Below are 23,880 nucleotides of genomic sequence, written 5' to 3' on the forward strand. Positions count from 1 at the left end.
CCCTCTCGTCTCGGGGGTGAGGATCACGGGATAAACGTAGCGTAATGGGTTGACCACTAATCTTCTTTGTGCTATGGCTAACTGCCTCGTGTAGGTTCGAATCCTACTCCTACAGCTTTCAAAAGGGCTGACCGCATAACCGGTCGGCCCTTTTTCGTTGCACCCCGGCCCACACACCGCCATGCATACATCAGCACCCCGGCCGCTTTTCCTTAACGCCCTCGTTCCCAGCCTGTTTGGCGGCCCAAAACAACGCCTGACCCCCTGGCGCGCTACTGACATGCTACTGACAATCCTTCGGTGATCCTTCGGTGGTGTTCGGTGCCAGTACGGGTTTGAGGGTGTTTAACCGAAGGTTGACCGAAGGATCACCGAAGGATCACCGAAGGATGACAGATGGGAATATACCTTTTTTAGCCCGGCAGGGAACAATTTTATAATTTTGCCGCCTCATGGCACAAAAGAAACTACAACGGTTTGCTGAGATAGAGACCTTTCCCAACGTACTGATCTACCCGGAGAACATGCCGGGCGCCTGGGCCAGCCACTTTGGCAACGCCCATCCCCTCACCCTGGAGCTGGCCTGCGGCAAGGGAGATTACACCCTGGGCCTGGCCCGGCGGTACCCGGAAGGCAACTTCCTGGGGGTAGACCTGAAGGGCAACCGCATCTGGCGGGGCGCCAAAACGGCCTTAACGGAAAAACTGCCGAACGTTGCGTTTTTGCGTACCCAGATAGAAAAACTGACGGATTACTTTGCCCCGCAGGAGGTCAGCAATATCTGGATCACCTTCCCGGACCCCTTCCTGCGCAAGTCCAAAGCACGCAAACGCCTCACCCACCCCAGGTTTCTGGCGCTTTACCAGCAGATACTGGCCCCGGGCGGCGCCATTCACCTGAAAACGGACTCGGCTGAACTGTACCATTTCACACAATATGTAATAGCGGCTACCGGCTGCACCCTGCTGGAAGATATCCCAAACGTGTACGCCCTAAACCCCGTGCCCGAGCTGCTGCGCATCCAGACGTATTACGAAGGCATGCACCTGGCAGACGGCCGCACCATCCGTTTCCTTAAATTTGCATTGCCCGCGGAGCCCATCAACTGGCGGGCCTTTAAACCGGAACCGGAAGATGAAGCAGCCGCTGAAGGAGAACATTGACTTTTATTATAACGAGCAGGGGTATGTAGTGCTCACTGAAAAATACCACCGCGAGCGGGGGTATTGCTGCGGAAATGGTTGCCTGCACTGTCCTTTTGATTATGAAAACGTCCCCGAAAATAAAAAAGGCGGCCTCCTTGCCGCCCGCAAAGCCCGCGGAAAGCAAGGCGGGCAGTAACTACATGGAAGTGGTGTTCAGCATTGCGCGCCGCATACCCAAAGGCCGCGCCACCAGCTACGGCGCCATTGCGGAAGCCGCCGGCATACGCCTCACCCCCAGAATGGTAGGCTGGGCCATGAACGCCGCCGGCCGCGCCAAACCGCCGGTGCCCGCCCACCGCGTGGTGAACAGCAAAGGCGAGCTTTCAGGAAGATCGTTCTTTGCCACCCCCACGCTCATGCAGGAACTGCTGGAGCAGGAAGGCGTAACCGTGAAAAATGACCGGATAGCCGATTTTGAGCGCGTATTCTGGGACCCGGCGGGGAAACCCGGCAAGGCGGCGGTAAAACCGGCGGCCCTTAAAGTCCGTTCCAAAAAGGCAACGGCCGTACAACCCGCCAAAGCGGCCCCGGCCAAACAAAAAGCCGCCAAATCCCCCCAACGCAAAAAACCACGGTAGATGCCGCATAGTTTGAATACCTTTACGAAAGCATTTTTCTTTCCGATATGTCCGTACTAAAGCTCAAGCTGGACCAGGAACAACTGGTGGAAGATTTTTTCGAGGACACCTGGCTGGCCGGTATCATTTCCCAGGCTAAAGACTACCAGCTTTGCTGGCAGATCAACAAACACCTCGGGTACGATTTCCGGGTCAACAATTCCCTGGAGATCAACCTCACCAAACAGCGGCGCGCTTTTTATTTTACGGTGTTCGAATATGAAGAGCTTACAAAGTCCGCCGCGCACTACCTGTACAACAACCACTGCAAAGCGGAATTTCTGTTGCCGGAACTGAAACATGTGGACTACATCTGGCTCATTAAAGGCAATTACTACCAGGACGCAGACGTGAAAACACTGATTGAACAATGCCGGAAAGTAGAGCTTATCCAACTGGTATCGCTGCTGGATATGAAAGATATCCGCAACAAGATCAACCTGATATTTTAAGCTATGCTTTAACTTCCCCTCAAACCAATTGTATATGTGGCAGGAAAAAGATCATCAACTCCACCGGGCCTTCCGCTTTGCCGACTTTAAGGAAGCCTTCGCCTTTATGACCAAGGTTGCCCTGGTAGCTGAAAAAATGGACCATCATCCCACCTGGACCAATACCTATAACCAGGTTGATATGTACCTCTCCACGCACAGCGCGGGCAACGTGGTAACAGAAAAAGACCACCAGCTGGCCGCGGCTGTTGATAAATTATATGAACCCTCTTAACAACCGGCCAGCCGTGAACCGTCTTATTGTTACATTCCTATTGTTTTGTTGTGCCCTGCGCCCCGCCGGCCAAGCGTTTGCCCAGGATACGCTGGCCCTGGACTTTACAGCGCCGGTGCGGGAGCTGGACGTTCGCCCGTACCTGCAGCTGTTCCGCGGTTCTCCCGGCATAAACGCTCCCGCCAGCATTCCCCCGGCCGCTTTTGTGCAGGATACCGCCGTTTTTCACCTCCACAAAAAAGCCCTCCATACGGTGAACGACCGCTGGCTCAGGTTCTCCATAAAAAATACCGGCGCCAAAACCGCCACCCTTTATTTTTTTACCGGCTGGCACGATGCGCTCACCTGGTACCCGCCCGCACCGCAAACGCCCGTGGCCACGGGGTTGATGACAGACCGCGGCAACGTAAGCCGCTGGGACCGTTTTGCCTTTCCCGTTCAGCTGGCCCCCGGCCAGGCAGGCACTTTTTACCTGCACGTGGTGAACCGCTTCTACCGGGAAAACAATTTCATGCCGGTGCTGTTTGATGCCGTGAACTATGCGGAGTTCCGCCAGGACCAGGCAGATCACTACAAGTCAGAAGCGCTGATCATACAATTGTTGCTGGGCATGCTGCTGGTGCTGCTGGCCATCACCATCATCAACTACACACAGCTGCCAGACCGCTCTTCGCTCTATTTTGCAGGCTACCTGCTGGGGCTGATCATTTTCTTTGCCCTGCGGCTGGAAACAAAACCCTTCCAGTTATCTTTCTTCCATTTCTGCCCCATGTTCAAATATTACTGGGATGTGCCGGCCATGCTGTTCTGCTTTTACCTCATGTACATGCTATTCGGCAACATGTTCCTGAGCCTGCGGGAGCGCTACCCGCTGTTGGAAAAGGCCTACCGCTACGGCGCTATTGCCACGGGCGTATTGATAGTGCTCTGCATTACGCTGATTGCCATGGGCAACTACCAGGCCCCCGCCATTATTTACAAGGCAGTGTATTACATCACTTTCATCCCGCTGGCCATTTCCTTTATTGCGCTGGCCCGCCGTACCCGCCATCACCCGCTGGTGCGCTTTTTCCTCTTCGGCTCCCTGAGCCTTTTCCTGCTGTCGTTCTACGCATTCCTGGTCAATACGGAGCCGGTGGGCTTTACGCCGCTGCCAGAGCTGGTGGCGCCGTACAACCTGTTAATATTGGGCGTTTTACTGCATGTGCTGTTTTTTGCCGCGGGCCTCAGCTACCGCAACAAACTGGTACACCAGGAAAAAACCAAAACGCAGGAAATGCTCATCAAACAGCTGAACAAGAACAAGGACCTCCAGCGCAAGCTCAATGTACAGCTGGAAGAGCTGGTAAAAGAACAGACCACGGAAATACTGCGGAAAAAAATGGAGCTGGAAGAGCAGCGCAAACTGCAGCTGGACATAGAGTACGGCAAAAAACTGGCGGAAATTGAACTGAAGGCCATCCGCGCGCAGATCAACCCGCATTTCATCTTCAATTGCCTCAACTCCATCCAGCTATTTGTGATGCAACGGGATTTTGAGCATGCCCAGAAGTACCTGTCGGATTTCTCGTACCTGATCCGGAAAACGCTGGACTTTTCCCGGCGGAATTTTATTTCGCTGGCTGACGAAATTACCTATTTAAATACCTATCTTGGATTGGAGAAAATGCGGTTTGAGCAGAAGATGAGCTACGAAATAGTGATAGACCCCACCATTGCCGCCGCAGAGCTGGAAGTGCCGGCCATGTTGCTCCAACCCTACGTGGAAAACGCCGTCAAACATGGCATGAATAATGATGAAAGGGTTACCGGCCTGCTTGTTATCACCTTCAGGCTGGCAGCGTCAGACATGCTGGAATGTGTCATTGAAGATAACGGCATAGGCATAGAACGCTCCAGGGCGTTGCGTTCCCTGCCGCCGCACCACCAGTCTTCCGGCATGGAAATAAGCCTCAACCGGGCGGAGCTGCTGAACAAAATGTATAATACAGATATCCAGATAGAAATAATAGATAAATCAAGAAAACAGGCCAACGATAGCGGAACCATCATCAGAATATTCATACCCCAGTTATAGTTGCCTGTGTCAGTTATAAAACGCTTATGATCCGCGCTGTAATTATAGACGATGAACGGAACAGCAGGGATATCATCTCCCTGATGCTGGGCAAATACTGCCCCGAAATTGAAGCAGTAGGCATGGCCGCCAACTGCAGGGAGGGCATAGAACAGATCCGCATGCACCAGCCCCAGCTTGTATTCCTCGACCTCGAAATGCCGGACGGTACCGGCTTTGACGTGCTGGCCGGAGCATACGACTCCTCTTTTGAGGCCATATTCGTAACGGCTTTCGAGAAACGCTTTCTGCATACCATCCGCCTCAGCGAAGTGGAGCTGATCCTGAAACCCATAGACAAGGAAAGCCTGCTGCAGGCCGTGGGCACAGTGGTACAGCGCATAGGGCAGGAGCGCCATCACGACCGGTATGAGGTATTGCTCCGCAACTTCGGCAAACCCGCGGGCGAAGTGCGCCAGCTGGTATTGCCCGCAGCCGCCGGCCCGGAAGAAATTGTTGGGGTGGAAGACATCCTCTACCTGGAAGGGCAGGCAGACAAAACGGTGTTTTACCTCCGGGACGGGCGCACACTGCCTTCCGCCCGCACGTTCCGCTACTACACAGAGTTATTTGCACCCATGCGTTTTTATCAGATCAATAACACCCACATGGTGCAGGTGCCCCATATTCAGCAACTAGACCCCGCCGGCAATAAAATTCACCTGCAAAACCATTGCCTTGATGTAACGGAACGCCGGATGCGGGAGCTGGTGGCTTTGTGGAAACAGGACTGAGCCGCTGGCTACAGCAGCCACCCCGCCAGTATGCAGGCAATTACGATAAAGGGAGACGGCAGCCGCGTGAGGCACAACAGGCTCAGGGTAACCAGCATGATGAGCACATTGTACCAGGTAACCTGTATGGAAAAGAAAAGGATGAAGGTAGCGGCCCACATAATGCCTACCACAACGGCGTTGATACCTTCCAGCGCCCGGTAGATCATCACGTGCTTTTTCAGGTTGTTCCAGATAGGAAAGAAAAACAGCACCAGCAGCAAACTGGGCAGAAAAATGGCCATGGGCGCCAGTATGCAGCCCAGGAACTGGGCGCCGGGCCCCAGGTTGCGCATCACCATGCCGCCTACATAGGCAGACACGGAAAAGGTAGGCCCGGGCATGGCCCGCATAATACCCGCACCGGTCAGCAACTCTTCCGCCGTCATAAAGGTAGACTTGGCGCGGAATACGTACTGCTCCAGCATCATGGCTATGAGAATGTCCCCGCCGCCAAATACCAGGCTGCCGAAACGGTAAAAGTTCTCGAACAGGTTGAAAGGCCGCCGCGTGATCCAGTTATTGGTACGCGCCAGCTCGGATAAAAAGCCGGCCAGGATGAACAGGAGGGCAAACAGCCAGAGGTTCCCCCACTGTATCTTTTTGGGCTTTTCATCAATATCAGGGATACGTTTGTTGCTGAAATTGGAAATAATGCCGCCCAGGATGATGAGCGCCGGGAACGTCCATGGAGACTTGAGGAAATAGCTGGCCAGCATGGCCACCAGCATAATAACGAGGGTGGCGGTGCTGCGAATGCTGATCTGGTAGGCCCTGATGCCGCCGTAGGCCAGAAAGCCCACCGCCATAGGCTGTACGTATTTGAAAATGTCTACCTCCAGGGCCCGCTTGTCAAAGTACTGCAGCAAAAAACTGAGGGAGCCCATCAGCAGGCAGGCAGGGGTGACCCAGATCATGAGGGTGACCACGGCCAGCATTACGCCGCCCCGTTTATACCCTATCAGGGTAAGAGTTTGGGACGATGAGGCGCCCGGCAGCAACTGGCAGAAAGCGTTGTATTCCATCAGCTCCTGCTCCGTTACATCTCTCCGCTGTTGCACAAACGTTTTCATCATCATGGCCAGGTGGCCTTGTGGTCCACCAAAAGCGGTGATGCTGTGCAACAATACGGCCCTCAGAAATGAAATGTGACGTAAAAACACTATAGGTTTGGATAAAAGCTGCCCAATTTCCAGTAAAGTAATGAAATTTTCGACTTCTATCCTACATCCTGTTTCTCAACGGCTTGCAACAAGGCATGGAACTTGTACTGAAAACAACGGTAGGGCACCAACAAATGCCTTCGTTTAGGCGTTAAAGAAAAACAGCTCAACGGTACATTATATGAAGCGATTCTTGACGGCCATTTTTCTGATGGCGGGCATTACGGTGGCGCAGGCGCAGAACGGGGCCGCCCCCTACAATAGCAACGAGCATTGGCAGGAGTTCCTCCTCCAGCCGGAAACCCTGAAACCGCAAACCCAAAGCGATACCTGCCTCGTTTTTGTCAGCAACCGGTACATTCACCCGGATAGCCTCCGCTTTGCAGATGAGCACCTGGACACTACCTCCCTTAAATACTTCTTTCTCCAGAAAACCGGCGGCAAGTGGAACGTATACCAGGCCCCCTCCCTCGGAGAGGCCATGGAGCATATGCCCCGGGGAAAAGACATTGTGGTGTACGCGGAAGGCATGGGCAAAATTTTCACGGCCAACGTGGTACGCGCCAAGCTGATGGCCGCACAGTACAAGGTGAACGTGATCATGTTTGACTACGCCAGTATCAACAATTCCTACAAACCTTCCAAAAACTTCAAATTTGCCCGGCACAATGCCAGGCTTTCCGCCGGCCAGTACCTGCAGCTCATGCGGCAACTGCAGCAGGCTAAAACCGCAGGGGCGCCATGGATAGAAGGTGCAAGGCTCACCACATTTTACCACAGTATGGGTAATATCATCCTCGAGGAAATGGTGCAGCACCAGCATATCAGCGGCCTCAACAACACGCCGTTCATAGACAACCTGGTGATCAACGCCGCCTGCGTACCGCAGAAGGGGCATGCGGAATGGGTGGAAAAGATAAATTTTGCCAAACAGGTATACATACACTACAACCGGTCAGACCTGCAGCTGAAAGGCGCCCACCTGCTGATGCTGAAAAAACAGCTGGGAGAAAAAGTGAAGAAACGCCACCGCGCATCCAACGCGGTATACGTTAACTTCCACAACATGGTGGGCTGGCAGCACAGCTATTTCATGAACTTTCCCAAAAACGAGTTTAGGCTAACGCCGGCCATGGTAGCCTATTTCTCAAGAATTTTCAACGGGCAGGAAGTGTCTCCCAACGAGGCTATCAGCCTGCTTGACACCGGGAAGGAAACGGCCGGCCACACACACCTCTGATCAACCCCCTCTTATTTTTTCAGGCCAATTTCCCGCAGCCGCTCATCAAGATACTCACCGGCCGTAATGGGCGGGTATTCCGCAGGGTGTCGCGCATCTACCGTAGCCGGCAGGCAGGTGAGGTCCATACTGGATTTGGGATGCAGGAAGAATGGGATGCTGAAGCGGGAGGTGCCCCACATTTCGCGCGGAGGATTTACCACGCGGTGGGTGGTAGACTTCAGTTTATTATTGGTGAGGCGTTGCAGCATATCTCCCACGTTCACCACGATCTGGTCTGGTAATGAAGTAACCGGCACCCAGTTGCCCTGTTTGTCAAGCACCTGCAAACCGTCTGCAGAAGCGCCTACCAGCAGGGTGATGAGGTTAATGTCTTCATGCTGCTCGGCCCGTATGGCAGACTTTGGTTCCTGCGTGATAGGCGGATAATGTATGGCCCTCAAAATGGAGTTGCCGTTGTGTATCCGGCTGTCAAAGTAATGCTCGTCCAGCCCGAGGTACAAGGCAATGGCCTGCAGCAGCGCCTGGCCGGATTTCTCAAAAGCGCGGTAGGCCTTGAAGAGGGTGGGCGTGAACTGCGGCACTTCCCTTACCTGTACGTTTTCCGGGTATTCAGACCGCACAGGGTCCCCGTCTTCCACAGACTGCCCGAACTGGAAAAACTCCTTCAGGTCAGGCGCATCAAAACCTTTCGCGTGTTCTTTCCCGAAAGACGTGTAGCCGCGCTGCCCTGCCAGGGCTGGTATTTCATACCCGTGCTTGGCATCGGGCGGCAGTTTGAAAAATTCCTGCACGTACCGGTAAAGGTCTGCGATCAGCTGGTCCGGTATGCCATGGTTCTTTACCGCAACAAAACCTACTTCTTCATATGCTTTTCCGAGTTGCGCTACAAAAGCTGCCTTGTGGGCGGGGTTGCCGGTGGTGAACTCCGCCAGGTCTACAGAAGGAATGGAATTAACGGTAGCCATATAGTGGTGTTTTGGAACACTAAAGGTAAGGGAAAAACACCTTCGTGCCGTTGCCTATTCCCCCAACATTTCAAGCTCCTCCGGGGTGATGTCTGTGATGGCGTACCTGGCCACCCGGTTGATCTTCATTTCATCAAGCGCATCTACCACACTGCGGTAGCGGGCGCTCCCGGCTGCTTTGATCATCACCACCAGCTGGTCTGCATCTCCCGTGGCGCTGGCCACCTTTTGTTGTTTGGCGCGTATCACTTCGCCGATACCATTGTGTACGGAAAAGTTGCTGGCATATATCACGGGAGGGTGTTGCGCATCCTGCCCCTGCCCGTCGTACCACGAAATACGGTTGTTGCCGTGTATCAGCAGCGTGAGGGCCTTGCTGTCCCCTACGGGGGTGGGCGGCCCGTCTGCCGGCATTACCAGCGGCATGGCGCCGGGTTTGGTCAAAACCGTGGTGAGCATAAAAAAGGTGATGAGTAAAAAACCAAGGTCTACCATAGGCGTCATGTCTACTCTCGTAGATAACTTTTTGCTGCGCCTGCCGCCGCGCTGGCAGCCATTTTCGGTGGATGTGTTCATTTCTGCCATGGCCGTAAATTTAAAGGTGGTAAAACCGGCAACGGGTATAGCACCCGCTGCCGTTTTGGGATAACACACACTTTGCATTGTTTGCTCAGGTAAGAGATGCGGGAGGAAAAAAATTCCATAAGATGCAGGAAGTGTTCCTGAAGCACTGGTTTCACATCAAATGCCTGCCTGCGCCAGGGGCGCCTATGACCTCAAAAATCTGATGCGTCAGTTCCCTGTTTTCCGGCTACCGCATAAAAAAGCCGGCTCTTTGTGAGCCGGCCTTTTGCATGTATTACAAACGTTGTTATTAAAACTCTGCGTTCTTCGGTGTGCGGGGGAAAGGGATTACATCGCGGATGTTGCTCATGCCGCTCACAAAAAGCACCAGCCGCTCAAAGCCAAGGCCAAAGCCGGCGTGCGGCGCCGTGCCAAAGCGGCGGGTATCCAGGTACCAGTACAGCTCTTCTACCGGTATGTTCAGTTCGTTCATGCGGCGCACCAGTTTGTCATAGTTCTCTTCCCGTTGCGAACCGCCTACTATTTCACCAATGCCGGGGAACAGGATGTCCATGGCGCGTACCGTTTTACCGTCTTCATTCTGCTTCATGTAGAAAGACTTGATGGCGGCCGGATAGTCTGTAAGTATCACCGGTTTCTTGAAATGTTTTTCCACCAGGTAGCGTTCATGCTCGCTCTGGAGGTCTGTGCCCCATTCTTCTACCGGGTACTGGAACTTCTTGTTCTTGTTGGGTTTGCTGTTTTTCAGGATGTCTATGGCTTCCGTATAGGTAATGCGCATAAACTCGTTGTTCAGCACAAACTCCAGCTTTTCGATCAGCCCCATTTCGCTGCGTTCTACCTGCGGTTTGCCTTTCTCTTCATCTGCCAGGCGCTGCGCCAGGAACTCGAGGTCTTCCCGGTTATTGTCCAGCGCATACCTGATCACGTATTTGATGAACTCTTCCGCCAGGTCCATGTTGTCTTTCAGATCGTAAAACGCCATTTCCGGCTCAATCATCCAGAACTCCGCCAGGTGGCGGGCCGTGTTGGAATTTTCCGCACGGAAGGTAGGCCCGAAGGTGTAGATATCACCAAAGGCCATAGCGCCCAGTTCGCCTTCCAGCTGGCCGGATACGGTAAGGTTGGTGGTGCGGCCAAAGAAGTCTTCCTTATAATCTATTTCCCCGTTTTCCGTACGCGGCGGGTTCTTCAGGTCAAGCGTGGTAACGCGGAACATTTCCCCGGCTCCTTCCGCGTCTGAAGCGGTGATGATGGGGGTATGCAGGTATACGAAACCTTTTTCGTTAAAAAAGCGGTGTACGGCAAAGGCCAGCGCATGGCGCAGGCGGAAAACGGCGCCGAAGGTGTTGGTACGGAAGCGCAGGTGGGCAATTTCCCGGAGAAACTCCAGGCTTTGTTTCTGCGGCTGGATGGGGTAGGCCTCCGCGTCACAGTCTCCCAGTATCTCCAGCTGCGCGGCTTTCAGCTCTATCCGCTGCCCTTTGCCCAGGGAAGGGATGATCTGGCCGGTAACGGCAATAGCCGCGCCGCGGGTAATGCGTTTGAAGAGGGCGGGGTCTATCTCCGCCTCGTTCACCACCACCTGTAAATTATTATTGGTAGAGCCGTCGTTCAAAGCTATAAACTGGTTATTCCGGAAGGTACGCACCCATCCTTTTACCGTTACGTCATAGTTTGTACTGCTATTCAGCAGGATCTGCCTGATCTTTACTCTTTGGCTCATATCATTGATATTTTTTTTGAAATTGAGTGCAAAAATAGAGAAAAGGCTGTAAAACTGGCCGGGAATTTGCGCCGGGAGCAGGGTAAAGGAGCCGCTGCGGCGCCAGGGCAAACCGGTTAATGCCCCTGCTGGCAGGTATTTACCGGCGAATATTTTTTTGGAGATTAGCAAAACTTGTTTTAATCTTGTACCCACAATCTGTCTGATTAAGTTCCATTTTGCCATCTTCATCAGCGCAGTCCTTAACTCAAGCGATCCCTATCAATTTAATGATCAAAGCTTTATTATTGACTCAAAACAATTATTTGTTAATTGGTGTATGTTGGTATGCAGTGGTACCCTCCTTACGACAATTCTAAAATTTGACAAACTCAGATGATGTACGACATCTTACAACTGAACGACATGCTCGTTCCCGAGCTGCTTGATATTGCAGAAAAACTGGATATTTCAAACCCAAAGAAACTCGACAAGCAAGCATTAATTTATAAAATACTAGATAAACAAGCCGTGATAGCATCAGAAGACCAACAAAGCAACGGAGACGAAAAGAAAACAAGAAAGCGGAAACCGGTCTCGAAAAAAGAAGAAGCACCACCAGCAGCACCGGCACCTGAAGAACCCGCTCCCTCCGAAGAAAAACCTTCCGCAAAAAAAGGCAAAAAAGCCGCCACCAAAACAACTACTCCCAAACCAGAACAAGAGCCCGAAGCACCCAAAAAACGTAAGCTCGATATAGATCTGGACATTCCCTCACTTACTTTTGACGATGACGAAGACCTGGTGTTGCCGGCCTTGTCAGATGAGGAGGAGGAAGAGGAAGTTGTGTTGCAGGAGGAAGAGCCGGAAGATGATTTCGTAACCGTGCAGGAGCCTGTAATACAGCCGAAAGCCGCCGCCGGCCCGGCCAACAAGTATCCGAGCAAAAAAGAACCTCAATTCAACATTGAGTTTGACGGGGTGATAGTGAGCGAAGGCGTACTGGAAATGATGCCCGATGGCTATGGTTTCCTGCGCTCTTCAGACTATAACTACCTCAGCTCGCCCGACGATATTTATGTATCTCCCTCTCAGATCAAACTGTTTGGTCTCAAAACCGGCGATACCGTACGCGGCAGCGTGCGCCCGCCGAAAGAAGGAGAAAAATACTTTGCCCTGCTGAAGGTGGAAACCATCAATGGCAAGTCTCCCGAAGAGGTGCGCGACCGCGTACCGTTCGATTACCTGACGCCGCTGTTCCCCTTTGAAAAGCTGACGCTCACCACCACGTCCAACAACTATTCTACCCGTATCATGGACATGTTTACGCCCATTGGTAAGGGGCAGCGCGGCCTCATTGTAGCGCAGCCGAAAGTAGGTAAAACGATGTTGCTGAAAGAAGTGGCCAACGCTATTGCCACCAACCACCCGGAAATTTACCTGATGGTAGTGCTGATAGACGAGCGCCCGGAAGAGGTGACAGACATGGAGCGCAGCGTGAAAGCGGAAGTGATTGCTTCTACCTTTGACGAGCCCGCCGAAAAACACGTGAAAGTATCTGCCATAGCCCTCCAAAAAGCAAAACGGCTGGTAGAATGCGGCCACGATGTGGTGATCCTGCTGGACTCCATTACCCGCCTGGCCCGTGCCCATAATACCGTGGCGCCCGCTTCCGGCAAGGTGTTGAGCGGTGGTGTGGAAGCCAATGCCATGCAGAAACCTAAACAGTTCTTCGGCGCCGCCCGCAAGATAGAGAACGGCGGCTCGCTTACCATACTGGCTACCGCTTTGATAGATACCGGCTCCAAAATGGACGAGGTGATCTTTGAAGAGTTCAAAGGTACCGGTAACATGGAACTGGCGCTTGACCGCAGGCTGGCTAACCGCCGCATCTTCCCGGCTATTGACGTTACCGCGTCTTCTACCCGCCGCGATGACCTGCTGCTGGAAAAAGAAATGCTGCAACGTATTTACATCCTGCGCAATCACCTGGCAGACATGAATACGGAAGAAACCATGAACTTCATGCTGCAGCATATGAGAGGCACCCGCAACAACGAAGAGTTCCTCATTACCATGAACAGGTAACTATACCACGATGTGATATAAAAAGGGCTGTTACGCGATGGTGTAACAGCCCTTTTTTCTTCAATTCATGTGCCTGTGTTTATCTGTGCGGGTATGCTATGGTCAAGATCAACGTGATGCTGCCCGTTCACCGGCGGAGTTTGCGGTGAAGAGGGCGGCGGTGGCGGTGGTGTTGATGGCGGTTCAGACGGCGGCGGCGGTGCTGGTGTTGACGGTTCATTCGGCATCGCCGGGTTTTCCGGCGGTGGCGTAGTCGGATCATCTGGCATGTTTCTTTGCGATGCGCAGCTTGCTGCTAAAAATAACAGTGCAATAGCAGCGGCCTGAAGTTTTCTCGAATTTTTCATGGTTAAAATTTTAATGCTGCTTCTTGCGCTGTCCCGGTGCAAATGGCTTGGCAGATTTTGTACCATACATCTTCTTTGCCTGTCCCGGCGGGACCCGCTTGCCGGAGGCGTCGTGATATACGGTGCAACTGCTTAACAATACGCCCAAAACAAGCATTAACAGCAGGTGTATCCGGTTTACTTTCATCATTAGGTTGTTCTGTATTATGCCATCCAAAACTCTGCCAAACTGTGCCGGAAACAAAAAAGGCATTGCCGCAGCGCGACAATGCCTTTGTAAATAATTCTAATATTATTAGAACAACCAGGAAACGCCCACCTGGAATTGTTTGGTGAAAGAGAAATCAAAAGTACTGGTGGTAGTTTTGGGAGTACCAGCCGGTTGAGCCTTTTCTGTTTCGGTACGGTAAGTGATGCCGCCGAATACGCCTTCCAGCATGAAACGTTTGGTCACAAAGTAAGTGATACCAGGCAGTACATTGGCTTCCAGGGTGTTCAGAGACGCAGTTTTTGTGTCATCTGCTTTCACGGAACCAAAACCGTAAGAAACATTGGCCTCACCGAAGATAGCTACTTTGGATTCGCCCAGCATGTGGTAGTTACGCACAAATATACCGGGGGCAATCAGGTGGCTCTTGATTTTTGTAGTAGTACCGGCGTCTACGTCCTTAATATTGGCAAAACCCGCGTCTACAAATACACCTACCATCCATTTGTCAGAAAGGGCATAACCAACCTTGGGGCTGATGTTGAAAGTAGTGGTAGTGGTTTTGTCATCAGAACCATCTACTTTGTCAGGAGTGGTGGAAGTAACACCTACATTGCCACCTACCAGGAAGTCACCTTTCTGAACCTGAGCTTTTGCAAACTGGGTACCAACCAGGCCCAAAACGGCCATAACGATCATTTTTTTCATCTGTCGTACAATTTAAATTTGATATGTCAATAATTGATTCTGCTAATTATGTTCTACATACATAATACTACTTAAGCGATTGGGGGAAGAAGAAGATGGCTGATGATGGGTTACTATTTCAATCCCTGGAAAAAGATGGTCAGTACCGCCCTTTCCCGGCTCATGAATTCTTTGATATTATCTGAATTTTGAAGTTCAAAACCTGCGGCCTGCCATTTGCACCATATCACCCACAAACCAAACAACACATGCACCAACAGATCGGCCGTTTTTTCCGGGTCGTGCTGTACCGCTATTTCTCCCAGGGCTTTCCCCTTGCGGATCCATGCAGATAAAAAGCTGATCTCCGACTGGTGTACCAGGTCCCCCACCTGCCGCATAAGGCTGCTGGGCTTGTCACTCACCCACTCATGGATGCCGAACAGAAAATGGTAGTCCAGTAAAATCCTTTCCTTGACTGACAGGTATTTCTCCATCACCTCCTTTACGGACGCCGCACTTTCAAGTGTAGCACTGACATCTGTAAAACATTGTGACACAATTCTTTCAATCACTGCCACATAGATCCTATCTTTGTCAGGAAAGTAGTAATACAAAGAGCCTTTCGATATCTCCAGGTCCCGGGCAATTTCTTCCATGGTGGTCTTTGCCAGGCCAAAGCGCTTGAAACGCCTTAGCGCAGCTTCCAGTATCACTTCCCTTTTTTGATCCTGTTCCGCCATGTCGGAATTGCAAAGAACCGTTTGACTTTTTGACTTTGCGGGTCAAATGTACACCCTTTTTTGGAACAGCAAAAAGAATTTTCTCCGGATTTATAAAGAACTACAGAAATTGTAATGCATAACACAATTGTGATGCAAACATAAAGAAATATTTAATACTTATATATGTAAATGAAAAAAGAATTGTTAAAACCGCGGGGCACGGGGTTTTAATAGAAACAACACGAGGGGAAGGAAGAAATTTGAATTTATCGAGGTAAAAAGAGCGGCCCCGCGGTGCACCGGGGGCCGCGTTGGCCGGTGATAGCAGGCGCCGGTACACGGAGGCAATAAAAAGGGCCGCAGCAGCAGCCCTTTTTGATCTATTTCAGCCGGTTGCCCGGCACAATAATAAAATCCTTACCAGCCCAGCAAATAAGCGAAAATCAGCGGCGCTACAATGGTAGCGTCAGACTCTATCACAAACTTGGGAGTATGAATGTCCAGCTTGCCCCAGGTGATCTTTTCGTTGGGCACAGCGCCAGAGTAGGAACCGTAAGAGGTAGTGGAGTCGGATATCTGGCAGAAGTAGCTCCAGAAGGGCACGTCTGTCCATTCCAGGTCCTGGTACATCATGGGCACCACGCAAATGGGGAAGTCTCCCGCAATACCGCCGCCGATCTGGAAAAAGCCTACGCCTTTACCACCGGAGTTTTTACGGTACCAGTCGCTCAGCTCCACCATGTACTCAATACCGCTCTTCATGGTAGATGCTTTCAGTTCTCCCTTGATGCAATAAGAGGCAAAGATGTTGCCCATCGTACTATCTTCCCAGCCCGGTACTACAATGGGAATGTTCTTTTCCGCCGCGGCCAGCATCCAGCTGTTTTTGGGGTCTATTTCGTAGTGCTCTTTCATGACGCCGCTAAGCAGCAGCTTGTACATGTATTCATGCGGGAAATAGCGTTCTCCCTTGCTTTCGGCATCTTTCCAGATCTTGTGGATATGCTGCTGTATGCGGCGGAAGGCCTCTTCTTCCGGAATACAGGTATCCGTTACCCGGTTAAAACCGCCTTCCAGCAGCTCCCACTCGTCTTGCGGGTTCAGGTCACGGTAATGGGGTACGCGTTTGTAATGGGTGTGGGCTACCAGGTTCATGATATCCTCTTCCAGGTTGGCACCGGTGCAGGAGATAATGTCAACTTTACCGGCGCGGATCATTTCCGCGAAAGAGATGCCCAGTTCAGCCGTACTCATGGCGCCTGCAAGGGTTACCATCATTTTACCACCTTCCAGCAAATGCGTTTCGTAGCCTTTGGCCGCGTCTACCAGGGCCGCCGCGTTGAAGTGGCGGTAATGGTGCTGGATAAACTGAGAAATCGGTCCTTTATTCATAACAGTTAAATGTTTCAAACGGCAAAGGTACAATAAAAGGTACAAGATAAAGGGGCAAAAAGAAAACCGTTCCGGATGAACCGGAACGGTTTATACTGATCTAAAACTAAAACTAAAACCAGGTCGGCGAACGGCGTGCCGTTATGCTTTTCTTAATTTTTTCAGCGTTGACAAACCGCCTGATGAAGCGGCCTTCAAAACCGTCCAGTGTGTGTCGCTCTCCAGGGTGATCACGTAAGTGGTAGCCCCTTCTGATTCGTACTCCACAACGTTATGGATCTTCTGGTCAGGGAACTTCTTCATGAGCCGGGTAATTACGTTCAACGGCAGATCGCTGTCTGTAATGTACCGGGAAGTGGCCAGCAAGTTACCTTCCCTGTCAAAATGCGCAGTTACTTTAGATGACTTGATGGTAAACTTGGCAACATACTTGTCTGCCGTGGTGTACCAGGAAACATCGGAGGCTCCTACAAATTCTTTCTTGAATGCTTCCATTACCTTTTTGTTGTTAACGGTAGCGTCTCGTGCAAAAGTTGCACTACTGCCCAATATGGCAGCAATGGTCAGAATGGCGATAAGTTTTTTCATGGCGGAAAAATTTTATCCAGGTTATTTAAAATGTTTTGTCTGATTGACGATGTAAAAGTAGCAACAGGCGCAGCCGGCGCCAAGTGAATAGTTATGACTGGTTTACCAAGATTAATTCAATGTTATGCATGTTGCCCCGCATATATAAACGCATCTAGCCAATACCCTTGAAACACTTGCCAGCAAAGGAGTTGATCGGAATCAGCAAATGTTGCACGGCTGAAGGTTAAGACTTTGTTAAAGTGGAATGCTGGTGACAACCGGTAGCATACAAACCTCTTTTTACGAAAGCGGACACCGTGTTCCAATACTGAACAGCCTCGTTATTTATCACTATCTTCGGAAAGCCGGCCCCGCCTGATTACCAGGTTATTGCCGCTCATTCAGGAACAATACCGCTCAACAGCCCATGAACTACCTAGCGCACGCATATTTTTCTTATCAAGACCCGTCCATTACGGCAGGGCAGATGATAGCGGACTTTGTAAAGGGAAAGCAGCTGTACACCTACCCCGCCCGCATTCAGCAGGGCATCCGCATGCACCGGGCGCTGGATGAGTATACAGACAGGCACCCCGCCACCCGCCGCGCCAAAGCCATTTTTCAGCCGGAGTGCGGGGCTTACGGGGGCGTGTTCATGGACGTGGTGTATGATCATTACCTGGCCAATGATGAAACCCGCTTCAATGCTGACACGCTGACGCAGTTTGCGGCCACTGTATACGCCTTGCTGGAAGAACAGCACCACTTGTTGCCGCCCATGTTTCAGCAGGTGTTTGCCTATATGCGCACGCAAAACTGGCTGCTCCATTACCGGGAGTGGGATGGCATATTCAGCAGCTTCTCCGGTATAGTACGCCGCGCCAAATATTTCAAACGCCCGGCCACGGTGCCTTTTGCCGTGTTTGAAGAACACTACCTGACGCTGGGCGATTGCTACCGCGAGTTTTTCCCGGATGCGGAAACCTTTATGAAAGGCCAGTACTGATCTCCTTTTATAAGGACATGTCAGGCCCTTGCACCGGGGTTGAAAGGCCGGCGGCGGCATATCAGGCCTTTGCGCCGGGGGTGAAAAACCGGCGGCAACATACCAAGCCCTTGCGCCGGGGGTGAAAAGCCGGCGGCAACATACCAAGCCCTTGCGCCGGGGTTGAAAAGCTGGCGGCGGGCAACTCCCCGCCCCCCCGCCCTCAAAACCGGGGCGGCGGCAATCTAAAATAGGGGTACCGGCGCCCCGGCGCGTCTGTCTACACCTGCCGCACCGCATTTTGAGGATTTTCCGAAAAACGCGTAGGTTTGGGGCAAATTTGACCCGCAATTCAAAAAGTAAAGACAGTTATGAATACAGTAAAAAAGCTAGTTGCCATAGTATGCCTGGCGGTTGCCACCCAGGCAGCCTTTGCGCAGGAAAAGAAATTACCGCCGGTAGACCCCAGCCCCATGGACATGGCCTATTACCCGGTGATGTACCCTTATGTATGCAAGGTGAAAGGTGAGCCCGGCATGCTGGTGGCCCGGGCCGTGTTCAGCCGCCCGCAGAAAAAAGGCCGGCCTATTTTCGGCAACCTGGTGGAATACGGCAAGGTATGGCGCCTCGGCGCTAATGAGGCCACGGAAATTGAATTTTTCAGGCCGGTGACCATTGGCGGCAAACTGGTGCCTAAAGGCCGGTATACGCTCTATGCCATTCCCAATGAAACAAAATGGACCGTTATCCTCAACAAACAAACGGACATCTGGGGCGCCTATAAATATGAACAAAACCTTGACCTGCTGCGTACGGACGTGCCCGTAGCCGCCAATGACGAAGAGCTGGAAGCCTTCAGCATGGTATTTGAAAAGGCCTCCTACGGCGCCAACCTGCTGATGGGGTGGGACAAAACGCTGGTCAGTCTCCCCATCCGCTGGTCTGAATCAGCCGGGGCGCCCACTGCCAGGAAAAAGAAATAATCCGCTGCAAATCAGTTAATAATCAAATGGGCAGGCCACAAAGTGGCCTGCCCATTTTTATAATGTTGCAAGCCCGGGCTTGCATTGGCGTCATAAAAAAAGGCGGTAAGAATACCGCCTTCAGAAATTTTAACCATATCCTATGAAAAACCTACGGTAAAATTAAGGCAACAGCAGTTACGGGAAAACCCGTTTCTGGTGAACGCATCAAATTTCCTCGTAAGTGCCGGGATATGGAAGGTATGATGCCAGGCAGGCCCTGGAATCCCCGCAAATGCCCGTAGTAATTGAACTACAGCGTATCCGTACTACTACGTACGTGTGATGTGATAACTACGTATATGCGTGCCGCGGGGCCGTTATGAGGGGCCAACGCCAAATTCCGTACCTTTGCCATTCCCATAAAATATAGCAAACCATGAAGTTAGGCACCAAACTCATACATGCGGGCGTAGAGCCAGACCCCTCAACAGGGGCCATTATGACCCCTATTTTCCAAACGTCTACCTATGTGCAGCAGGCCCCCGGCCAGCATAAGGGATATGAGTACGCCCGTACGCAAAACCCCACGCGCGATGCCCTGCAGAACGCCCTGGCCGCCATAGAGAACGGGAAACATGGTATTTGCTTCGGGAGCGGCCTGGCCGCAACAGACGCGGTGATCAAGCTGCTGGCGCCGGGAGACGAGGTGATCGCCTCGGCAGACCTCTACGGCGGCACTTACCGCATCTTTACCAAGGTATTTGCCCGCTACGGCATCAAATTCCATTTTGCGGACCTGCAAAACGCTGACAACCTGCTCAATTACGTAAATGAGCATACGAAAATGATATGGGTGGAAACGCCCACCAACCCCCTCCTGAACATTATTGACATTGCCGCCTGCGCCGCCCTGGCCCGTGACCGCAACATTCTGCTGGCGGTAGACAACACCTTTGCGTCTCCCTACCTGCAAAACCCGCTTGACCTGGGGGCAGACCTGGTGGTGCATTCCGCTACCAAATACCTGGGCGGCCATAGTGATGTGGTACACGGCGCGGTGATCGTAAAAGACGATGCCCTGGCGCAGCAGCTGGCCTTTATACAGAACAGCTGCGGGGCGGTACCCGGGCCGCAGGACTGCTTTCTGGTACTGCGGGGCTTGAAAACCCTGCATGTGCGCATGCAGCGGCACTGCGAGAACGGGGAAACGGTGGCCCGCTTCCTCCGCCAGCACCCCAAAGTGGGCAAGGTGTTCTGGTGCGGGTTTGAAGACCATCCTAATCACGCCGTGGCGCAAAAGCAGATGCGCGGTTTCGGGGGCATGATCTCCTTCACCCTGCAGGATGACAGCATGGAGGCCGCCCTGAAAGTGCTCAGCGGCACCAAACTCTTTTCCCTGGCGGAATCCCTGGGGGGGGTGGAATCCTTGATAGGCCACCCCGCCAGCATGACCCATGCCTCCATTCCCCGCGAGGAGCGGATGAAAAACGGCCTTGTAGACTCGCTCATCCGTCTTAGCGTGGGTATTGAAGATGCGGAAGACCTGGTGAAAGACCTGGAACAGGCAATAGGTTGATAAACAGCAATTTTTAAAGTTGGCATAAACTACTTACTTTTAAGGGTAACACCTACGCCTCCCGGCTGTTCCGGGAGGTTTCCATATACCGAAGAAACCAATGAAGTCCCAACAACTGAAAGATTATTTAGATGCCAAGGCAGCTTATTACAATCAGCCCGCATTTGTAGCCGGAGATCCCATATGCATCCCCCACCGCTACAGTCAATTGCAGGACATTGAAATAGCCGGCCTTTTTGCAGCCATCCTTGCCTGGGGCAACCGTACCACTATCATAAACAAGTGTACGGAACTGATGGAGCTCTTTGATAACGCGCCGTACGATTTTATCCGTAACCACCAGGCCAGGGACCGCATGCGGCTGATGGGCTTCAAACACCGGACCTTCAACGGGCTGGACCTGATGTATTTTGTGGAGTTTCTCCAGCATTATTACAATAATGTAACTTCGCTGGAATTTGCCTTCAGCGCCCACCTCAGCCCGGAAGACGCCGATGTGGAAAAAGCGCTGGCCGGTTTTCAGCGCATGTTCTTTTCCATGGAGCACCCGGAAAGAACGCGCAAACATATTTCCACCCCGGCCCGCAACTCGGCCTGCAAAAGGCTGAACATGTACCTGCGGTGGATGGTGAGGAACGATGAAAATGGCGTGGATTTTGGACTATGGCAATATATTTCGCCCGCCCAGCTGGTATGCCCGATGGACGTGCATGTGAGCAGGGTAGCGGCCAGGCTCGGCCTGATCAATAAACCGGATGCCAACTGGAACACCGCCGTGGAGCTGACTGAAAGGCTCCGCGAGCTGGACCCCGAAGACCCGGTCAAATATGATTTTGCCTTGTTCGGGCTGGGGGTGATCGAAAAGTATGTTTAGATCAATTTTTACCAGATAATGAAGAAAATTACCGTACTGGTAGCGATGTGCTGCTACGTTTTATCGCTCTCCGCGCAGGATTATGTGGAGCTTGATTACAGATTTAAAACCGGTGATGCGTTTGAGTTGCAACAACAGAGCCGCAGCGAAACCTATATTACGGTGAATGAAGTAATACAACGCACCACAAGAGACTACAACACCAAAATGAACATGAAGGTGGCAGAGGCCGGCGGCGGCCGGTTTTTGCTGGAATGGTCCTACTCGGACATCAAGTTCAATTTCAACGCCAAGAACCAGAACATTTTTGTAGACGCCAAGGTAGCTAACGACCAGGAGCCTCTGCAAGGCGCGCTGAAGCTCATTCTTGACCAACCCTTTACGGTGGAGCTGCAGTCTAACGGCCTTATCAAGAACGTGAACAGCCTGGACGCGTTGATGGACAAAGCCTCCGCCGCTTTTTCCAGCCTCAAGGCAGACGAGCAGGCCGCCTATAAAAAGCTCCTGAAAGACCAGTTTGGCACGGATGCCTTCCGCTCCTGGCTGGAACAGTTGCTGGTGGTATACCCCGTTCACGGTATCAAGAACGGCACGCAGTGGGAGGAAACCGTGCCCCTGCGCACCGGCCTCAAGGGCCGCATAGACCTTTACTGGAACCTGGCGCACTGGGACAGCCAGACCGCCAAGATAGACGGTAAAGGCAACATCAAAACAGACAAAATAGAAACCTTCACCGTAGAAGAAGGCATTCAGGCCACGGCTGCCATAGAGGGTACGCAAACCACCAACTACCTCATTAACCGCGAAAGCGGCCTGCCCAGCATTTGTGTGCAGAATACAGAAATGAAGGGTGAATACGTGTACCTCGCCAACCGCAAAAAGCAACTCAAAAAAGACCTGAAAGTACCAGTAAAAATTGTGACCAACGCCTCCTACAAGATCAAGCAGGTGAAATAATGGAAGACCGTTACTTGCAGCAAACCGGGGCCTGGCTGGAACAAAACGCCGGCATCCGCCTGCCGGCCGCCATGAACATGGCGGAGCTGGAGGCCGTACTGGCCCGCCACCTGGAAATGCTGGTAGAACGGGACTTTCAGCAATTTGTACTGCTGCTTTACCAGGTAGACGTGCCGGAACGGAAGGTGAAAGAAATACTGGCTTCGGAAAATTACCCGGACGTGTTCTTGTCTATTGCCCGGCTCATTATCAGCCGGCAGACCGAAAAGATCAAAAGCCGGGAAAAGTACCGGCAGCCGCCGGAGAGCCTGCCGGACGATGAGGAGAAATGGTGAGACCGGTGCGGTGAAAAGGAACAGCAGAAAGCCACCTGATTGCCGAACTGTACGAGGAGAAGCAAACGGTGGTGAACATATTACAAGGCCGGATGGCTCCCAACAAGAACGGGGAGAAGCAAACGGTGGTGAACATATTACAGGGCCGGATGGCTCCCGACAAAAACGGGGAGAAGCAAACGGTGGTGAACATATTACAAGGCCGGATGGCTCCCAACAAGAACGGGGAGAAGCAAACGATGGTGAACATATTACAGGGCCGGATGGCTCCCGACAAAAACGAGGAGAAGCAAACGGTGGTGAACATATTACAAGGCCGATTGGCTCCCAACAAGAACGGGCTGACCTTTGCAAAGGTCAGCCCGTTCTATTGCGGTCAGTTCCAGCATATTATTTGTCGAACATCAGTTCTTTTACTTTCGTTTTGTCTTCTTTCTCTTTTTCCAGGTCGAAGACGGTGCCAAACACCCTGTCCCAGAAAGAAGAGCTGACCCCGAAGCCCTTTTCATCGTTCTTGTAGTGATGCAGGTGATGGTTGCGCCATACCGGCTTCATGAACTTGAAAGGCGGGTTCCAGGCATGAATGGCGTAGTGCATGCTGCCGTAGATAAGGTATCCCAGTATAAAGCCCGGCCAGAACATAAAAGTGACATCCCGTATCACCACGTACATAAGGGCAAATATGATGGAAGAAATAATAAGGCTGGGCACGGGCGGCATAAAGAGACGCTGCCTGTCTCTCGGGTATTCGTGATGGTTACCGTGCAGCACGTACACGAACCGCGTGAGCCGCTTGTTGTCTGTTACCAGGTGGAACAGGAAGCGGTGCATGATGTACTCAAAAAAGGACCAGAAGAAAATAGCGCCCAGGAATATCAGCGAAATTTTCCCTATTCCATAACCCAGGGTAGTATGGCTGTAATACAACATGTACCCGATAATAGGCAGGTACATGCCCCAGATTATGAGGGGATGGGTTTTGGTCAGCATTTCCAGATACCGGCTTTCAAACAAACGCGCCTGTCCTTTATTCTTGATCTTGTCGAATTTCATGACTCCCAAATTTTTGGTTA

25 protein-coding genes are annotated in these 23,880 nt (G+C 52.0%); 15 read left to right on the plus strand and 10 right to left on the minus strand.

Going from position 1 to position 23,880, the window contains the following annotated elements:
• Positions 1-452 precede the first annotated feature (452 nt).
• The 7 genes from trmB to D3A97_RS05915 are packed head-to-tail and all read left to right on the plus strand — an operon-like array spanning position 453 to position 5,398.
• A complete protein-coding gene (gene trmB / locus D3A97_RS05885) occupies positions 453-1,163 on the plus strand; it encodes a tRNA (guanosine(46)-N7)-methyltransferase TrmB (RefSeq protein ID WP_119077465.1) in 711 nt (236 codons plus the stop codon).
• Complete coding sequence (locus D3A97_RS05890) at positions 1,135-1,341, plus strand: C1orf53 family protein (protein ID WP_119077466.1); 207 nt, start codon at positions 1,135-1,137, stop codon at positions 1,339-1,341. Before trmB ends, D3A97_RS05890 begins: the two co-directional genes overlap by 29 nt.
• Complete coding sequence (locus D3A97_RS05895; RefSeq protein WP_232825862.1) at positions 1,301-1,783, plus strand: MGMT family protein; 483 nt, start codon at positions 1,301-1,303, stop codon at positions 1,781-1,783. Before D3A97_RS05890 ends, D3A97_RS05895 begins: the two co-directional genes overlap by 41 nt.
• Positions 1,784-1,830: 47 nt before the next feature.
• Positions 1,831-2,274: an IPExxxVDY family protein gene (locus D3A97_RS05900; RefSeq protein ID WP_119077468.1), complete on the plus strand. Its 444-nt coding sequence runs from the start codon at positions 1,831-1,833 to the stop codon at positions 2,272-2,274.
• A 34-nt stretch (positions 2,275-2,308) separates the two neighbouring features.
• Entirely contained in the window at positions 2,309-2,548 is a 240-nt protein-coding gene (locus tag D3A97_RS05905) for a 4a-hydroxytetrahydrobiopterin dehydratase (protein WP_119077469.1), read from the plus strand.
• Entirely contained in the window at positions 2,535-4,625 is a 2,091-nt protein-coding gene (locus tag D3A97_RS05910) for a histidine kinase (RefSeq protein ID WP_119077470.1), read from the plus strand. Before D3A97_RS05905 ends, D3A97_RS05910 begins: the two co-directional genes overlap by 14 nt.
• A 26-nt stretch (positions 4,626-4,651) precedes the next feature.
• Positions 4,652-5,398, plus strand: a complete 747-nt coding sequence (locus D3A97_RS05915; RefSeq protein ID WP_119077471.1) for a LytR/AlgR family response regulator transcription factor — start codon at positions 4,652-4,654, stop codon at positions 5,396-5,398.
• Positions 5,399-5,406: 8 nt separating this feature from the next.
• On the opposite strand, the gene chrA is transcribed toward D3A97_RS05915, so the two are convergent.
• Positions 5,407-6,600: a chromate efflux transporter gene (gene chrA, locus D3A97_RS05920; protein ID WP_119077472.1), complete on the minus strand. Its 1,194-nt coding sequence runs from the start codon at positions 6,598-6,600 to the stop codon at positions 5,407-5,409.
• A gap of 181 nt (positions 6,601-6,781) precedes the next feature.
• On the opposite strand from chrA, the gene D3A97_RS05925 reads away from it, so the two are divergent.
• Complete coding sequence (locus D3A97_RS05925) at positions 6,782-7,840, plus strand: alpha/beta hydrolase (RefSeq protein ID WP_119077473.1); 1,059 nt, start codon at positions 6,782-6,784, stop codon at positions 7,838-7,840.
• 11 nt (positions 7,841-7,851) lie between these two features.
• Here the strand turns inward: D3A97_RS05925 and D3A97_RS05930 are convergent, their stop codons facing one another.
• The 3 genes from D3A97_RS05930 to asnS all read right to left on the minus strand — a co-directional run bounded on the left by D3A97_RS05930 (position 7,852) and on the right by asnS (position 11,119).
• Positions 7,852-8,808 carry an isopenicillin N synthase family dioxygenase gene (locus tag D3A97_RS05930; RefSeq protein ID WP_119077474.1) on the minus strand — a complete coding sequence of 319 codons (957 nt, stop codon included), beginning with the start codon at positions 8,806-8,808 and terminating at the stop codon, positions 7,852-7,854.
• A 54-nt stretch (positions 8,809-8,862) separates the two neighbouring features.
• The gene (locus tag D3A97_RS05935; protein WP_119078451.1) at positions 8,863-9,393 is read right to left on the minus strand and encodes an ExbD/TolR family protein; all 531 of its coding nucleotides are present in this window, start codon (positions 9,391-9,393) and stop codon (positions 8,863-8,865) included.
• A gap of 289 nt (positions 9,394-9,682) precedes the next feature.
• Positions 9,683-11,119: an asparagine--tRNA ligase gene (asnS, locus tag D3A97_RS05940; protein ID WP_119078452.1), complete on the minus strand. Its 1,437-nt coding sequence runs from the start codon at positions 11,117-11,119 to the stop codon at positions 9,683-9,685.
• Positions 11,120-11,497: 378 nt separating this feature from the next.
• Between asnS and rho the strand changes: the two genes are divergently transcribed.
• Positions 11,498-13,186: a transcription termination factor Rho gene (gene rho, locus D3A97_RS05945; protein ID WP_119078453.1), complete on the plus strand. Its 1,689-nt coding sequence runs from the start codon at positions 11,498-11,500 to the stop codon at positions 13,184-13,186.
• Between the two features lie 65 nt (positions 13,187-13,251).
• Here rho and D3A97_RS24790 read toward each other — a convergent pair whose 3' ends face one another.
• The 5 genes from D3A97_RS24790 to D3A97_RS05975 form a co-directional block, all read right to left on the minus strand.
• Positions 13,252-13,599 (minus strand): hypothetical protein, encoded by a 348-nt coding sequence (locus tag D3A97_RS24790; protein WP_157986370.1) that lies wholly within the window; start codon positions 13,597-13,599, stop codon positions 13,252-13,254.
• 229 nt (positions 13,600-13,828) lie between these two features.
• Positions 13,829-14,449: an outer membrane beta-barrel protein gene (locus tag D3A97_RS05960; RefSeq protein ID WP_119077477.1), complete on the minus strand. Its 621-nt coding sequence runs from the start codon at positions 14,447-14,449 to the stop codon at positions 13,829-13,831.
• A gap of 113 nt (positions 14,450-14,562) precedes the next feature.
• The gene (locus tag D3A97_RS05965; protein ID WP_119077478.1) at positions 14,563-15,171 is read right to left on the minus strand and encodes a TetR/AcrR family transcriptional regulator; all 609 of its coding nucleotides are present in this window, start codon (positions 15,169-15,171) and stop codon (positions 14,563-14,565) included.
• Positions 15,172-15,570: 399 nt separating this feature from the next.
• Positions 15,571-16,545, minus strand: coding sequence for a deoxyhypusine synthase family protein (locus tag D3A97_RS05970; protein WP_119077479.1), 975 nt, complete (start codon positions 16,543-16,545; stop codon positions 15,571-15,573).
• Between the two features lie 141 nt (positions 16,546-16,686).
• Complete coding sequence (locus tag D3A97_RS05975) at positions 16,687-17,133, minus strand: PepSY-like domain-containing protein (protein ID WP_119077480.1); 447 nt, start codon at positions 17,131-17,133, stop codon at positions 16,687-16,689.
• 409 nt (positions 17,134-17,542) lie between these two features.
• Between D3A97_RS05975 and D3A97_RS05980 the strand changes: the two genes are divergently transcribed.
• From D3A97_RS05980 to D3A97_RS06010, 6 genes are all read left to right on the plus strand, one after another.
• Complete coding sequence (locus tag D3A97_RS05980) at positions 17,543-18,121, plus strand: acyl carrier protein phosphodiesterase (RefSeq protein WP_119077481.1); 579 nt, start codon at positions 17,543-17,545, stop codon at positions 18,119-18,121.
• A 350-nt stretch (positions 18,122-18,471) separates the two neighbouring features.
• Complete coding sequence (locus tag D3A97_RS05990) at positions 18,472-19,083, plus strand: DUF2911 domain-containing protein (protein WP_119077483.1); 612 nt, start codon at positions 18,472-18,474, stop codon at positions 19,081-19,083.
• A 418-nt stretch (positions 19,084-19,501) separates the two neighbouring features.
• Positions 19,502-20,641: a cystathionine gamma-synthase gene (locus D3A97_RS05995; protein ID WP_119077484.1), complete on the plus strand. Its 1,140-nt coding sequence runs from the start codon at positions 19,502-19,504 to the stop codon at positions 20,639-20,641.
• A gap of 100 nt (positions 20,642-20,741) precedes the next feature.
• On the plus strand, positions 20,742-21,515 hold the full coding sequence (locus D3A97_RS06000; RefSeq protein WP_119077485.1) for a TIGR02757 family protein: 774 nt from the start codon (positions 20,742-20,744) through the stop codon (positions 21,513-21,515).
• Between the two features lie 18 nt (positions 21,516-21,533).
• Positions 21,534-22,472, plus strand: a complete 939-nt coding sequence (locus D3A97_RS06005; RefSeq protein WP_119077486.1) for a DUF6263 family protein — start codon at positions 21,534-21,536, stop codon at positions 22,470-22,472.
• The gene (locus tag D3A97_RS06010; RefSeq protein WP_119077487.1) at positions 22,472-22,807 is read left to right on the plus strand and encodes a hypothetical protein; all 336 of its coding nucleotides are present in this window, start codon (positions 22,472-22,474) and stop codon (positions 22,805-22,807) included. Before D3A97_RS06005 ends, D3A97_RS06010 begins: the two co-directional genes overlap by 1 nt.
• 390 nt (positions 22,808-23,197) lie before the next feature.
• Here D3A97_RS06010 and D3A97_RS06015 read toward each other — a convergent pair whose 3' ends face one another.
• The gene (locus tag D3A97_RS06015; RefSeq protein WP_119077488.1) at positions 23,198-23,860 is read right to left on the minus strand and encodes a sterol desaturase family protein; all 663 of its coding nucleotides are present in this window, start codon (positions 23,858-23,860) and stop codon (positions 23,198-23,200) included.
• Positions 23,861-23,880 lie beyond the last annotated feature (20 nt).

Source organism: Chitinophaga alhagiae, assembly GCF_003568665.1.
Taxonomy (GTDB): Bacteria; Bacteroidota; Bacteroidia; order Chitinophagales; family Chitinophagaceae; genus Chitinophaga; species Chitinophaga alhagiae.